The organism is Roseovarius litorisediminis (assembly GCF_900172295.1).
GTDB lineage: Bacteria > Pseudomonadota > Alphaproteobacteria > Rhodobacterales > Rhodobacteraceae > Roseovarius > Roseovarius litorisediminis.
Map to the genome: position 1 here is coordinate 49,966 of NZ_FWFL01000003.1, position 12,851 is coordinate 62,816.

Here is a 12,851-nt window from a genome sequence, read left to right on the forward strand (position 1 = left end):
ATCCCTTATTGCCTTGCCGCCCTGAAATAATGGCCCGCGACAGGAATTGCAATCAGCGTCGCAGGGCAAGTCTTGCGGCCAGCCAACTGCAGAGCAGTATCATCAGATCTACCGGTAGCCAGGCGCGAAGTGCGGCGGTGTCATCGAGCGAGAATGGATAGGTGTATAGGGTCAACCCGTCGAAATTTCCCTCGGGGGCTGCGATGAGAATGGCACTGAAATTGTTGACCAAATGCAAGGCGATAGCGGGCCCCAAAGTACCCGAACGGGCCGTAAGATCGGCTGCAGCAAGCCCGAATGCTCCAGCCCAGATCACGATCAGCCAGGCGTTGGCGCCACCTACCTGGGAATCGTAGTGCAGCAGGGCAAAAACGATCGTTGGAATGCCGATCCAGACCGCAGGATGCGGAAACCGCGCCGCAAGCTGGCTTTGCAGATAGCCCCGAAACACCAACTCTTCGGTGGCTGTTTGAACCAACAGGCCACAGAGTGCTAGCGGCAGAAATTTCAGCCAGCTGTCGAAAGGTAGGTTTTCAGAAATCTCTCCGCCACCCGGCGATGGTAAAACCGATACCACAACATAGAGCGCCAGAATGGCAAACACACAGCGTTTGAACTGGAAAACGGTTTGCGGCAACGGGCCTATCAGGCTGGTCATGCCCCGCCCGTGCACCAGCAGCAGGGCCGCCCACAGCGCCAGTATCATAAGTCCAAACAGATACAGATTGATAAGGGCAGAAACCGGGGTCGAACCGGTTTGCAGGTCGGCAGACAGGGCTTCCCACTCGGTCGGGGAGAGCAGGCCCTGATGGAGGGTCGAGTAGATATGGCTGAAGAAAAGAAACAAAACAGCTGTCAGGCCCATTCCCGCCAGCAGGCGAAACGGGTCTGACGAGGGGCGGGCCGGGGCGACCAGTGTTTCATAGGCGTCATATCGCATGACCCGACGCTATCCGGGCTGTCAACGGGGTGCAATCATCGACGTGTTGTCGCCTGCAGCTTTGTTTAACGTTGCGCGGAACCGGCTTGCCGAGGGCGCGCCTGTGTCCTAGACCGTTGAAGACAGTTTTCGGGAGGCCCCTTATGACCAAATTCGACAAAGCCAAACTACCCAGCCGCTACGTAACCGAAGGCCCCGCACGGGCGCCGCACCGGTCGTACTACTATGCCATGGGTATGAGCGAGACAGAGATTCATCAACCACTTGTGGGTGTTGCCACCTGCTGGAACGAGGCGGCGCCGTGTAACATCGCGCTGAGTCGGCAAGCACAAGCAGCTAAGATGGGCGTGAAAGAAGCGCACGGCACACCGCGTGAATTTACCACCATCACAGTGACCGATGGGATTGCCATGGGGCATGAAGGCATGCGGTCGTCGTTGGCCAGCCGCGAGGCGATTGCCGACACCGTGGAACTTACAATGCGCGGCCATTGCTATGATGCGCTTGTAGGTCTGGCGGGCTGTGACAAATCTCTGCCGGGGATGATGATGGCGATGGTACGGTTGAATGTGCCGTCGGTGTTCCTCTATGGCGGATCGATTCTGCCGGGCCGTCTGGATGGCAAAGATGTCACCGTACAGGACGTGTTCGAAGCCGTGGGCCAGCATCAGGCAGGTAATCTGAGCACCTGCGAGCTGGAAAAGCTTGAAGCGGTGGCATGCCCGTCGGCGGGCGCCTGTGGTGGCCAGTTCACCGCCAACACCATGGCCTGTGTGTCCGAGGCAATCGGTCTGGCACTGATGAACAGTTCGGGCGCACCGGCCCCCTACGAGAGCCGCGACCAATACGCCGAGGCCTCGGGCCGGGCGGTAATGAACTTGCTGGAGAAAAATATCCGCGCGCGTGACGTCGTGACGCTGAAGTCGCTGGAAAATGCCGCGCGCGTCGTGGCCTGCACCGGCGGCTCCACCAACGCTGGTCTGCACCTGCCGGCGATCGCCCACGAGGCGGGGATTGATTTCTTCCTTGATGATGTCTGTGAGATTTTCCGCGACACCCCCTATTTCGTTGATCTGAAGCCGGGCGGACAGTTCGTGGCCAAAGACCTGTATGAGGTCGGCGGCGTACCGGTGGTAATGAAAGAGCTTCGCAAAGCAGGGCTTCTGCACGAAGATTGCATGACTGCCGATGGCACTTCGATTGGCGAGGCGCTGGACAAGATCACGCACGAGGCTGACGGCCGGGTGATCTATCCTATTGAAAAGCCGCTTAGCAAATCCGGTGGTGTTGTTGGCCTGAAAGGCAATTTGGCACCGGGTGGTGCGATTGTGAAGGTTGCCGGCATGACCGAGGAACAGCAGGTCTTTAGTGGGCCGGCCCGCGTCTTTGAATGCGAAGAGGATGCCTTTGCTGCTGTACAGGCGCGCACGTACAAGGAAGGTGAGGTGCTGGTCATTCGTAATGAGGGACCGGCTGGCGGCCCTGGTATGCGTGAGATGCTGGCAACCACAGCGGCGCTTTCCGGTCAGGGCATGGGCAAGAAGGTGGCGCTGATCACCGACGGCCGGTTCTCAGGCGCGACACGCGGTTTCTGTGTCGGTCACGTGGGCCCCGAGGCTGCGCACGGTGGCCCGATCGCAATGTTGCAGAATGGCGACATGATCACCATTGACGCGATCAAAGGCGAGATCAGCGTTGATCTGAGCGATGCCGAGCTGGCCAAGCGCAAGGAAAACTGGGCCGGTCCGCGCGAGACGATTTATGCCAGTGGCGCGCTGTGGAAATACGCACAGCTGGTGGGAGAGACCTACAAAGGCGCGGTAACCCATCCTGGGGGCAAGGCCGAGCGCCATGTCTACATGGATATCTGACAAGAAAAGGGCCTGGAAGATTGTCTGCCGGGCCTTTTTTCTAGCGATTTTTCTGCCAGTCGGGGCTTGTATCAAGAGCACAGGGGGCCTTGAGTTACGACCTAATGAAGACCCACCCCTGAAATCCGTGTCCCTGTTTGCCGGAGATGTCATGGTGAGCGCCCCCCAAGGCTACTGCCTGGATCGCAGTAGCTTGCGGCAGAGCGCGCAGGGTAGTTTTGTCCTGATGGCCAGTTGTGCCAATCTGAGTGCGGCGCCTTCTGCACGTGTTCCGCTTGCGGTGATAACCGTGGCGGTGCTGCCTGCCGAGGCGGACGTCAACCCGCCTACAGCGGCCGAGCTTGCCACGGCAATGGCGCCAAGCCTACCGGTTCAGAAGGTGGACAACGAACATTTTTCTCTGGTTCGGCTGGCAAAAGGCGGAGACGCAGCTGTACCCGGAGGGGACCCAAGCCACTGGCGCGGTTACCTGGTCGTAAACGATCATCTGATCGGCTTGGCGCTATACGCCCCCAAAGGCAGCATTTTGACAGGAAAGCATGGCAAACGCATGGTTTCGGACTTGGCAAAGACCCTGCACGCCAAGAGCGCGATGCGCAGCGCCAGCCAGTGACCTAGACGCTCGCTTGCCACATCACGGGCGCCTGAAAATTCGAACTGCGTCACAGGATGGATTGTTCGTTAAAATCAGGTAATGCATTGCAAGGGCGAGGTCGGGTAGGATGGAGCGGAGTAGGCACAAGATGGATCCGAAGTGGTAAAACTACGTAAATCGTTCTTTGATTGGTTTATTCATCAGCGTGCTTTGCGCCGGTGGAAAAAGGCAGCCCGAAACGCCCCGATGATGAGTTATGCGCGGTTGCGCGAAGAACGCGCTCGCGCCCGCAGGCTGCGGCAGTCATTGAACGAAGTCATATCGATCGCAGACAACAGGCTGGCGCTGCCAATGATCGGTTCAACCGCATTTCCCAAACCCCATGGAACGGATTGGTCGTGGCGACCCGCCCTCTGGCGAGAGCCGCTGGCAGTGCCGGGCCTTTCCCGGGTTGAACAAAAAGCCGGGCTGGGCAGAGACGTCACGGTGTTTCATGACTGTACCCAGTCCGAGCTGACCCTGCGGCAAATCAGGAACAATCGCGAGGCCGATCTGGCGCCCTACGGCTTGCGCATGGAAGTTTTCAACTTTGATGGTTCATTTCTGTCGCTGGTGCTGGATTTGCCGGGTGACGTGATCGAAGGAATGCTCAAACGGCACCTGATCCGAATGGACACGATTGTTGAAATGGAAAAGCCACTGGAAATTTTTGCGCGGTTGAATATCAAAAATGGGCCTAACACCGAACAGATCGTACGCGAATTGCCCCTGCGCCAAGACGGTAGCATGGTCGAATTCGATTTGGCTTACAGCCACATCCATGAAAAACGCATCGAGAAGGCCTGGGTTGACCTGATATTTAAAGACCCGGCGATGAGTCAGGTCATCCTGCGGGATCTTACCTTTAGCCGCCGCCCAAGGGCCGAGCTTTGACGGAGCAATGCATGAGTAACCTTACACTGACCAAAACACGCTTGTTTGAAGGGGTTTGGGAGGGCGTCCTGAGCCGTAACGGCGATGGCAACTATCAACCGGATATCGAGGTGACACACCTGCAAGAGGCGTTGAATGATGTTCAGGTGACCGAAAAAGCCGAGCAGGGGCTTTGGGTCGTCCGGGTGCCAATCCCCGCGAAGCTGATCGCGGATGGGGTGCAGACATTCCTGATCAATGACAAGCGCAGCGGCGAGACGCTGAACAGTTTCTCGCTGATGTCCGGGGATGCGCTCAGCTATGATATCCGCGCCGAGGTGACCTTGCTGCGCGAAGAACTGGATATGCTGAAAAGCGCCTTTCGGCGGCATTGTCTGGAGACGATGTAGAGTGGCTGACCAAGGCTGCTGGTTTTGTGAACAATTCAGCCCCTCGGTTTTAAGTTTCCAATATCCGGCATCGGCCCCACGCTATCCCTTTTTCGAGCATCAACAGGACCTGCGACAGAATCGATTGCCATTTACATCGCTAGATGCCAAGCAGGTTAGCTGGCTGAGGTAAGGTCGCAAACAATTGCAGTCGCCGATGTATCCCCGCGATTGTAAAACCAGTGCACCGTATCGCCGTCCTCAAGAATCCCATCCGTACCACCGCTCTTGTAGGTCGCTTCACCATCCGGGCGGCCCTCGGTCCATTCACCGGAAATCACTTTGACAAGCCCGGGACGTTTCTCATGTGAATGCTGTGCGATTTGCCCGCCCGGCTCAATTGTGATGGCGCGCAATTGCATAAAGTATCCGTCCAGCCCGGTTTGCCTGCGCAGCATATCCTCATCGATCACGCCCAGTTTCTCGACAGAAAGCCCTTTGTGTTCAGTCGGGCCGGATACCTGTGCCAGAGCAACCCCCGCCACCAGACCACAGATTGAGAATGCCGACGCTGTAACGAAATCGAATTGTTTGCGTTTTTGAACGATTTTACGAATGACTCCTAGCATTAACCTTGCTCCAAATTTTGTGATTTCTGGAAATTAGGGTAATGTGTCAGGCAAAATCTTTGCAAATGATAGGAATTCAACCCAGGTTGAATTGAATTCACCTAATGAAACGCAAACTGCCCCCTTTTCCTGCGCTTCGTGCGTTTGAAGCTGCTGCTAGACTAGGTAGCTTCAAGTCGGCGTCCCAAGAGCTGTGCGTTACACCGTCAGCGATCAGTCACCAAGTCAGCCTGCTTGAAACATACCTGGATAGACCTTTGTTCAAACGAGGTGCGCAGACTGTGGTGCTGACCGCCGATGGCCAGCAATATCTTGATCGGGTCAGTCCGGTTCTAGACGAATTGGAGGCCAGTACGCGTGAGATAACCGGTGAGACGACACAAGGCCAATTGCGGCTCAAGATGACCGAATGGTTTGCAAAGCGCTGGCTTATCCCAAGATTGCCAAGCTTTATGCAAGCTTGTCCAAATATAGAGATCAAAATCGAAACGGGCCTTCCCCCTACGAATTTTCGGGGAGGTAACTTGGACGCAGTTATCCATTGGGGTGACGAGCCTGTCGAAGGCGCTGTCATCGAACCATTTTTTTCCTCAACTCGAACACCCGTTTGTAGCGCTACATATTTGGCGGCTCACCCCGAACTGAGAGACCCACAAAACCTGACATCCCATGTGCTTTTTCGGGATGAGACATCCGATGGATGGCAAGAGTGGTTTGATACCGTCGGATTACCCAATTTATGCCCTGATGGCGGGCCGGAATTTTCGCATTGCGAATTGTCCACCAACGCAGCGCTGGCCGGCGCGGGGATTGCTCTTTCCTACAGAGAACTTATTGATGACCTCATAGAAGAAGGTCAATTGAAGCAAATTTTCGATGTCTGTTCGCCCGTGAGGACAATCTATTCTCTGGCATATGAGAAGAGGCGAGCAAAAAATTCCAAAATACTTGCATTCCGCGACTGGCTCTTCAGTCAGATTTTACAAGATTCTGGAGAAAAGAGAGCGGCTTGAATCCTATTAACCGTTGTTCAAAAGCGTCTAAAGCGAAGCAAACTGTAATGTCAGTTTAGGAAGTTACTTTTTCCTGGTCGTTCGACGTGCATCATAGGTCAGAATGGGCTCTTAGCTGTCTTTTGTCAGCTTGATGATCGTCGGGTCGGTGTCGGGTGCGAGTTCCTCAAAATCGAAATTGTCCAGCCGACGAGCCCGGCGACCTGCCTTGTCCGCAGAAATCTTGATGTCCGAGATATCCTTGGAGGCCTGATTGAAATGTCGGTCAAGGTTTTCCACCCGCGCGCTTAGCCGCTCGACATCGCCAAAAAGCAGGCCCAACTCGCGTCGGATGGCCCCGGCCTGTTCGCGCATGCGCGAATCTTTCAGGATGGCACGCATGGTATGCAGCGTGGCCATGCAGGTGGTGGGCGAGACGATCCAGACCCGCGCGGCAAACCCGTCGCGTACCAGTTCGGGGAAGTTGGCGTGCAATTCGGCGTAGACCGCCTCGGACGGCAGGAACATCAGGGCGCCATCTGCGGTTTCTCCGTCAAGGATATATTTTTCGGATATATCGCGAATGTGTTTCCTGACCGAGATACGCAGGAATTTGGCGGCCTCGTTCAGCTCCCAATCGGTTTTGGCGTTGCGCAGGGCCTCGTAGGCTTCCAGCGGGAATTTGCTGTCGATGCAGATCGGGCCCGGCGGATTGGGCAGATGGATCAGGCAATCGGCGCGTTTGCCGTTCGATAGCGTGGCTTGCATCTTGTAGCTATCGGCGGGCAGGGCCTTGGATACGATATCGGTCAGCTGGATTTCACCAAACGCCCCTCGGGTTTGTTTGTTCGACAGAATATCCTGCAATGTCAGGACATCGCCGCTGAGTTTTGTAATATTATCCTGCGCCTTGTCGATGGCCATCAGACGTTGTTGCAAATCGCCCAGTGACTGCGCTGTGCGCCGTGCAGAGCCATGCAGATTTTCGTTCATCTGTGCGGAAACTGTCGATAACCGCTCTTCCATCAGTCGCAGCATATTTGCCTGCGAAGCGGCCTGGGCCTCGGATACATGGTTAAGCCCACCAGCCAGTTGTTGCTGTCCGTCACCAAGGCTTTGAATGCGCAGGCCCATCTGGCCGATCTGCTGTGACAGCGGCTCAGCCAGCCGGGCCGAGCGGCCAGCGGCCCGAACGGCAATGATCAGCAGGATCAGGACCAGCAGCACGATCGCGGCGCCGGCGAGGGCGGTCATGACGAGGGGGTCGTCAAAAGCATAGGTTTTTTCGCCGATCTGGATCATGTGCGCCCGAAAAGCCGTTCGATATCGGCAAGCTTGAGTTCAACGTAGGTTGGTCGCCCGTGGTTGCACTGGCCTGAATGCGGTGTTGCCTCCATCTCGCGCAGCAGTGCGTTCATCTCATCGGCCCGCATGCGCCGGCCCGCGCGGATTGAACCGTGACAGGCCACGCGACTCAGGATCGCCTCAATCTGGCTGCGTACGGTCTGGCTATCACCCTGATCGGCGAGTTCATCAAGGATATCAAGAACCAGGGCGCGGGCATTGACCTGGCCCAGAATGGCCGGAGTTTCGCGCACAGCGATGGCGCCACCGCCAAAGGCCTCGATGACAAGGCCAAGACGGCCCAGATCATCAGACAGGTCGAGCAGACGCGCAGCGTCACCCTCGGACATCTCGACAATTTCGGGGATCAAAAGCGCCTGTGCAGCCACGCCGTTTTTGGCCATCTGGGTTTTGAGCTTTTCATAGACCAGACGCTCATGTGCAGCGTGTTGATCGACAATCACCATGCCGTCAGCCGTCTGAGCGATGATATAATTCTCGTGCACCTGCGCGCGGGCTGCGCCAAGCGGCAGATCTTGGGGGGGCGTCTCTTCCGGTTCTGACAGGCAAGTCTCGACCGGTTCGACCCGGGCGCTGTAGGCCGCCTGCATATCGGCAAAGCCGGGGGCCTGCGCCTGATAGCTGGCGGCACGGGCGGTGGGCGAAGGGCGGTCCATCTGGTAGACGCGAGCGCCAGTCTGTTCAGGCCGGAAAGCGCCAAGCGTGGCCCCGGCGACGGTGGTTGAGGCGCGATGCCCGGCCTCGGCCAACGCATGGCGCAGGCCCGACACGATCAACCCGCGTGCCAGGCCCGGATCCCGAAACCGGACCTCGGATTTGGCAGGATGTACATTGACATCCACCAGTGTTGGATCGCAGTTGATGAAAAGGGCTGCAGCCGGGTGCCGGTCGCGGTTTAGAAAATCGTGATAGGCGGCGCGCAAGGCGCCATAAAGCATCTTGTCCCGCACCGGCCGACCATTGACGAAAAGATATTGTGCCACCGCCGAGCCACGTGAATAGGTCGGCAGGGCAGCATAGCCCGTCATGTGAAGACCTTCGCGGCTGGCATCAATACGCAGGGCATTTTCGGCGAATTCTGCGCCCAGAATGCGGGCCAGTCGCCCGTGAAGTGCGTCAAAAAGATCGCCTGTTTCGGCATCGGCGCGGAAGGTCACACGCCCCTCTCCGCCGCCCGATACGTCGCGCAGGGTAAAGCCGACAAAAGGTTCGGCCATGGCAAGGCGTTTGACTGTGTCGGTGATAGCCTGCGCCTCGGCCCGGTCGGTGCGCATGAATTTCAGCCGCGCTGGTGTGGCGAAAAACAGGTCACGCAGGGTGACAATGGTGCCGCCGTTCAGCGCGGTTGGTTTGGGGGCGGTTACCTGCCCACCATTGACCGAAATCTCGGTCGCCTCAAATTCGGGCACACGGGAGGCAATGGTCAATCGCCCAACTGCGCCCAGAGACGGAAGTGCCTCGCCGCGAAAGCCAAAGGTGTGGATGTTCAGCAGGTCGCTGCCATCGATTTTCGACGTCGCATGTCGCGCCAATGCCAGCGGCAGATCGTCGGGTGCGATGCCACAGCCATCATCGGTGACGCGAACAAGGGTTTTGCCCCCATCGGCGAAACAAATTTCGATTCTTCGGGCGCCGGCATCAAGTGCGTTTTCCACCAGTTCCTTTACTGCCGAGGCGGGGCGCTCGACCACTTCGCCTGCGGCAATACGATTGATTGCGCCTTCATCCAGCTGGCGAATAACCGGGCGATTTTCGCGTATATGGGGGGTCGTTTGAGCCATGCCACAAGACTTAGCACAATCCATCGCGATTCGGCCACTGGATTGCTGTGGTGGCGGCACATTGTTGACGCTATTATTTTGCGAATAGATTCGAGCAACCCGGAGGCAGAAATGCAAAGCGAAACCATCAATGGTGCGGTCTTTGAGACTTGGGATATCGATGAGGTTGCCGACGCGTGGGCGGCCAACCGGATCGTATTGATCGACGTGCGCACCGTGCAGGAATACAGCTTTGAACATATCGAGGGTGCGCTGTTGCTGCCCATGCCATTTTTCAACGCCGAAAAATTGCCGGGCCAAAGCGAAAAACAGATTGTTTTCCACTGCGGTTCAGGCGTCCGTTCAGAAAAAGTGGCACGCGCGGCGATCGCTGCAGGCATCACGAAAGTCGCGCATATGGCAGGCGGATTCGCAGCGTGGAAGGCGGCTAAGCTGCCCTATATCGGCACGAATTTGGGAACCGGGGCGCCGCAAAAAGTAAATGCGGGGGCTTGAATTAGTCTATTCCAAAATCTTTTCTGCGGCGCGAAGGGCCAGCGCCTGAATGGTTAGCGACGGCGCCTCGCCGCCGCCACTTGCCGGAAACAGACTGGCATCTGCGATCCAGAGGTTTGCGTGATCATGGGTGCGCCCCCAAGGATTGGTCACTGAATCAGCGCTGTCATTACCCATGCGCGCGGTGCCAAAAACATGCGTCGCGGTAAACCGATCCCATGAACTGTTTTCTTCGGCAAATTCGGTCACACCGATTTCCGACAACATACTGCGCGCTGTCTTGGCCATGAAATGCAACAGCGAGATGCTGTTCTGCGTCAGCACGGAATGAATGACAGGCAGTGGCAGGCCGTTCTCATCCTTCTGATCCGGCGACAGGGCAATGTGGCTGCGTTCATCGGGAAGAACTGCGCCGGTGGCCGCAACCACAATTGCCGATCCGAACTGGTCGCGCATCTGTTGTTTGAAATCGGTTCCGAACCCCGGAATCAGCCGCGTCGCATACCCGATCGGGCCGTTCAATCCAACTTCGTGGACGGCAGAGGTAAACCGGCAACCGCCGATCGCGCCTGCCGTGGCGTCGGGCGCATTGTAAGTCCAGCATATTGCGTCTGCAGGCAGGCCCATATGGCTGTTCTTGAGGCCGGGCAGAAGCGCGGCACTGGACCACGTCAGGGTTTCCATGAAATTGCGACCAACCTGTCCTGAGCCGTTGGCAAGCCCGCTGGGAATGTCCCGGCCCTGATTGGCTAATAGCAGCCGAGGCGTCTGCACCGCGCCGGCGGCCAGGATCGCAATGGGGGTCTCTTGTACCACAGGGCCGTTTTCTGACAGATACTCGACCGCCTTAATTCGCCCGCTTGCCCCGGATAGAATTTTGCGTACCGGTGCGTTTGCAATGATTGTCAGAAGGCCGGTTTTCAGGGCGTGACGCAAAAACGTCTGATCAACTGATCCTTTGTCCCGCAGGGGGCAACCACGGCTGCACTGGCCACAATAGTTGCAGGCCGGACGGTCATCATAGGCAGCAGAAAGCGCCGCGCGGGAGTTGGCCTGCCATCCCATGCCGGACCGTGCCGCCGCCGCCAAAAGGCGCTCTGATGCCGGGCTAAGTGGATGAGGGGGCAGCGGAAAAGGTGCCGAGCGCCAGCGAGCGCCCTGGCTTTCGGGGCCGGCGGCACCGATCAGTGTTTCACAAGTTTGATAGTGTGCTTCAAGATCTGCATAGCCCAAGGGCCAGTCCGCACCTGTTGCGTGATCGGTTTGCAGGCTGAAGCTTTTGGGGTGCAGCCGGTGAGCCTCGCCCACGTAGTGCAAGGTGCTGCCGCCAACGCCCTGTACATGGGCGTAACCGGATCGGCTGGGCGTTCGGAGGGGCCCGGGTTCGTGACGGCCCTCAACACGGTTCCAGCTGGCTAGATCAGCGTCGGCTGTATTCAGCTTTCCAAGGTCGCCGTACAGAACCTTGCCACGGCTGTTGGGTTTGTGCGGGAAAGGCCGCCGTTCCCACCCCGGCTGATCCAGTGAATAGTCAGTGTCCGGGTCAAACCATGGACCAGCCTCGAGGATCAGTACTTTCAACCCTTCGCGGGTCAGGCGCCAGGCTGCCGCAGCACCGCCTGCGCCTGCGCCAATGATAACGGCGTCGAAACGTTGCCTGGTCATGCGATCTCTATGTCCAGGGGGGCGGATAACCCTGCGGTTGCGGCGTAACCTGCAGCGGGAATCCGGTAATCGCCCCGGGTCGGGCATAGTAAAGTTCAACCGCGAAAAGCCGGATCACCTGATAGAAACGTCCCGGGATTTCATTGACATCTGCCTGGCTCATCCACGTGACGACTTTGAATTGCGTCTCCTCAGGCAGGGTTGCAAACCTCCGGGCGTCGAGACTGTCGAGCCAGGTTAGCCCAAGGCTGAGCAGTTTTCCCGGTAGGCTGTCCGGGACAATGATTTCCAGCATTTCAGCCCCGATATTGAGCGTGCTAGCAGCGGGGGACATCGCATCAGCAGGCAGCAGAACATCAAGAAATGCGTCCAGCGTCGCGACATCGTCCATAGGTGTCTGGGCCTCGACCAGACGCGCCGACATCGGCAAAAGACTGGCCGCAGCAAACCCCAGAAGCGCCGAGCGGCGGTCTGGGGCAAGATATCGTTTCAACAGTTTTTCCTTATCAGGTCGGAGGTGGCATGGTAGCAGGAGCCGGTGCTACTGGAGCACGTGGCTTGTCGTCAAAATCGCCGAAGCTGTGCCCACCGACATATCCTTCGAATGTTCCGTCAAATCCAATGGTTGTGCCGAGGTTCCAATAATTCCCGACACCGCCAACTACGCCAAATGGCCCGCTGCCATCAAAATTCAGACCCAAGCCCAGCTCGCCCGCCAGATCATCACTGCCGATCAGCCCGGTCAGGCGGATATCGGTTGGATTACCGCGGCCCAGCAGATCCATGTGAAGGGACAGGCGTCCGCCAACAATGTCTCCGCTGCTGTCAATTGATGTCTGCATCACGCCGATCACGCCTTCAAGCGTGCTTGTCTTGCCGAATGTCCAGTTCAGGCCAACAAAAAGATCGGTTGAATCATTGTCGCCTACTGTGGCTGTGGGGGCAGGCAAAGGTGGCGGAGCCGGTATGCTGCCAGCGACGGCTGAAATCGGAAAAAAGGCTGCCGTCGTGGCAATAATGACGTTTCTTAAGTACATTAAATTTCCCTCATAAATAAAAACTGAAGGAATTATATCACCTTGGCAGGACTGTGAAAAGAAGGGCAATGTATTTTGGGACCGCGTGCAAGCAGGTGTCTGGCTGTAAAGTGAACGAATATCCATTGTGATTTGATACCCTGCTGGCGAATAGGTGATGAAAAAAACGGAACTGGGCTA

At 57.3% G+C, this 12,851-nt stretch carries 13 protein-coding genes; 6 read left to right on the forward strand and 7 right to left on the reverse strand.

Annotated elements, in window-relative coordinates; all coding sequences use genetic code 11:
* Positions 1–52: 52 nt before the first annotated feature.
* Positions 53–940, reverse strand: a complete 888-nt coding sequence (locus PEL8287_RS06400; RefSeq protein WP_085891559.1) for a CPBP family intramembrane glutamic endopeptidase — start codon at positions 938–940, stop codon at positions 53–55.
* 143 nt (positions 941–1,083) lie between these two features.
* Between PEL8287_RS06400 and ilvD the strand changes: the two genes are divergently transcribed.
* The 4 genes from ilvD (at position 1,084) to PEL8287_RS06420 (ending at position 4,728) form a co-directional block, all read left to right on the forward strand.
* Positions 1,084–2,811: a dihydroxy-acid dehydratase gene (gene ilvD / locus PEL8287_RS06405; RefSeq protein ID WP_085891560.1), complete on the forward strand. Its 1,728-nt coding sequence runs from the start codon at positions 1,084–1,086 to the stop codon at positions 2,809–2,811.
* 151 nt (positions 2,812–2,962) lie between these two features.
* On the forward strand, positions 2,963–3,424 hold the full coding sequence (locus tag PEL8287_RS06410; protein WP_085891561.1) for a hypothetical protein: 462 nt from the start codon (positions 2,963–2,965) through the stop codon (positions 3,422–3,424).
* Between the two features lie 141 nt (positions 3,425–3,565).
* Positions 3,566–4,339, forward strand: coding sequence for a DUF6478 family protein (locus PEL8287_RS06415; protein WP_176228573.1), 774 nt, complete (start codon positions 3,566–3,568; stop codon positions 4,337–4,339).
* 11 nt (positions 4,340–4,350) lie between these two features.
* Complete coding sequence (locus PEL8287_RS06420; RefSeq protein WP_085891562.1) at positions 4,351–4,728, forward strand: hypothetical protein; 378 nt, start codon at positions 4,351–4,353, stop codon at positions 4,726–4,728.
* A gap of 155 nt (positions 4,729–4,883) precedes the next feature.
* Here the strand turns inward: PEL8287_RS06420 and PEL8287_RS06425 are convergent, their stop codons facing one another.
* A complete protein-coding gene (locus PEL8287_RS06425) occupies positions 4,884–5,336 on the reverse strand; it encodes a cupin domain-containing protein (protein ID WP_085891563.1) in 453 nt (150 codons plus the stop codon).
* Between the two features lie 104 nt (positions 5,337–5,440).
* Between PEL8287_RS06425 and PEL8287_RS06430 the strand changes: the two genes are divergently transcribed.
* On the forward strand, positions 5,441–6,349 hold the full coding sequence (locus PEL8287_RS06430) for a LysR substrate-binding domain-containing protein (RefSeq protein WP_085891564.1): 909 nt from the start codon (positions 5,441–5,443) through the stop codon (positions 6,347–6,349).
* A gap of 111 nt (positions 6,350–6,460) precedes the next feature.
* On the opposite strand, the gene PEL8287_RS06435 is transcribed toward PEL8287_RS06430, so the two are convergent.
* Together PEL8287_RS06435 and mutL are read right to left on the reverse strand one after the other, a co-directional pair.
* Entirely contained in the window at positions 6,461–7,630 is a 1,170-nt protein-coding gene (locus PEL8287_RS06435) for a DNA recombination protein RmuC (protein ID WP_085891565.1), read from the reverse strand.
* Positions 7,627–9,474, reverse strand: coding sequence for a DNA mismatch repair endonuclease MutL (mutL, locus tag PEL8287_RS06440; protein ID WP_085891566.1), 1,848 nt, complete (start codon positions 9,472–9,474; stop codon positions 7,627–7,629). Before mutL ends, PEL8287_RS06435 begins: the two co-directional genes overlap by 4 nt.
* On the opposite strand from mutL, the gene PEL8287_RS06445 reads away from it, so the two are divergent.
* Complete coding sequence (locus PEL8287_RS06445) at positions 9,466–9,969, forward strand: rhodanese-like domain-containing protein (protein WP_306372180.1); 504 nt, start codon at positions 9,466–9,468, stop codon at positions 9,967–9,969. The genes mutL and PEL8287_RS06445 overlap by 9 nt on opposite strands.
* Before the next feature lie 6 nt (positions 9,970–9,975).
* Here the strand turns inward: PEL8287_RS06445 and PEL8287_RS06450 are convergent, their stop codons facing one another.
* Genes PEL8287_RS06450 through PEL8287_RS06460 form a run of 3 tightly spaced genes read right to left on the reverse strand, consistent with a single transcriptional unit; the run spans position 9,976 to position 12,797 of the window.
* A complete protein-coding gene (locus PEL8287_RS06450; RefSeq protein WP_085891568.1) occupies positions 9,976–11,634 on the reverse strand; it encodes a GMC family oxidoreductase in 1,659 nt (552 codons plus the stop codon).
* 7 nt (positions 11,635–11,641) lie between these two features.
* Complete coding sequence (locus PEL8287_RS06455; protein WP_085891569.1) at positions 11,642–12,127, reverse strand: gluconate 2-dehydrogenase subunit 3 family protein; 486 nt, start codon at positions 12,125–12,127, stop codon at positions 11,642–11,644.
* A 13-nt stretch (positions 12,128–12,140) separates the two neighbouring features.
* Entirely contained in the window at positions 12,141–12,797 is a 657-nt protein-coding gene (locus tag PEL8287_RS06460; protein WP_139837716.1) for a hypothetical protein, read from the reverse strand.
* Positions 12,798–12,851 lie beyond the last annotated feature (54 nt).

What these genes read in the sequence shown, in the direction of transcription:
- PEL8287_RS06410 (WP_085891561.1), top strand. Translation starts at nt 2,963, where the DNA reads ATGGTGAGCGCCCCCCAAGGCTACTGCCTGGATCGCAGTAGCTTGCGG.
- PEL8287_RS06425 (WP_085891563.1), bottom strand. Translation starts at nt 5,336, where the DNA reads ATGCTAGGAGTCATTCGTAAAATCGTTCAAAAACGCAAACAATTCGAT.
- PEL8287_RS06430 (WP_085891564.1), top strand. Translation starts at nt 5,441, where the DNA reads ATGAAACGCAAACTGCCCCCTTTTCCTGCGCTTCGTGCGTTTGAAGCT.
- PEL8287_RS06420 (WP_085891562.1), top strand. Translation starts at nt 4,351, where the DNA reads ATGAGTAACCTTACACTGACCAAAACACGCTTGTTTGAAGGGGTTTGG.
- PEL8287_RS06460 (WP_139837716.1), bottom strand. Translation starts at nt 12,797, where the DNA reads ATGGATATTCGTTCACTTTACAGCCAGACACCTGCTTGCACGCGGTCC.
- PEL8287_RS06450 (WP_085891568.1), bottom strand. Translation starts at nt 11,634, where the DNA reads ATGACCAGGCAACGTTTCGACGCCGTTATCATTGGCGCAGGCGCAGGC.
- PEL8287_RS06435 (WP_085891565.1), bottom strand. Translation starts at nt 7,630, where the DNA reads ATGATCCAGATCGGCGAAAAAACCTATGCTTTTGACGACCCCCTCGTC.
- mutL (WP_085891566.1), bottom strand. Translation starts at nt 9,474, where the DNA reads ATGGCTCAAACGACCCCCCATATACGCGAAAATCGCCCGGTTATTCGC.
- PEL8287_RS06400 (WP_085891559.1), bottom strand. Translation starts at nt 940, where the DNA reads ATGCGATATGACGCCTATGAAACACTGGTCGCCCCGGCCCGCCCCTCG.
- ilvD (WP_085891560.1), top strand. Translation starts at nt 1,084, where the DNA reads ATGACCAAATTCGACAAAGCCAAACTACCCAGCCGCTACGTAACCGAA.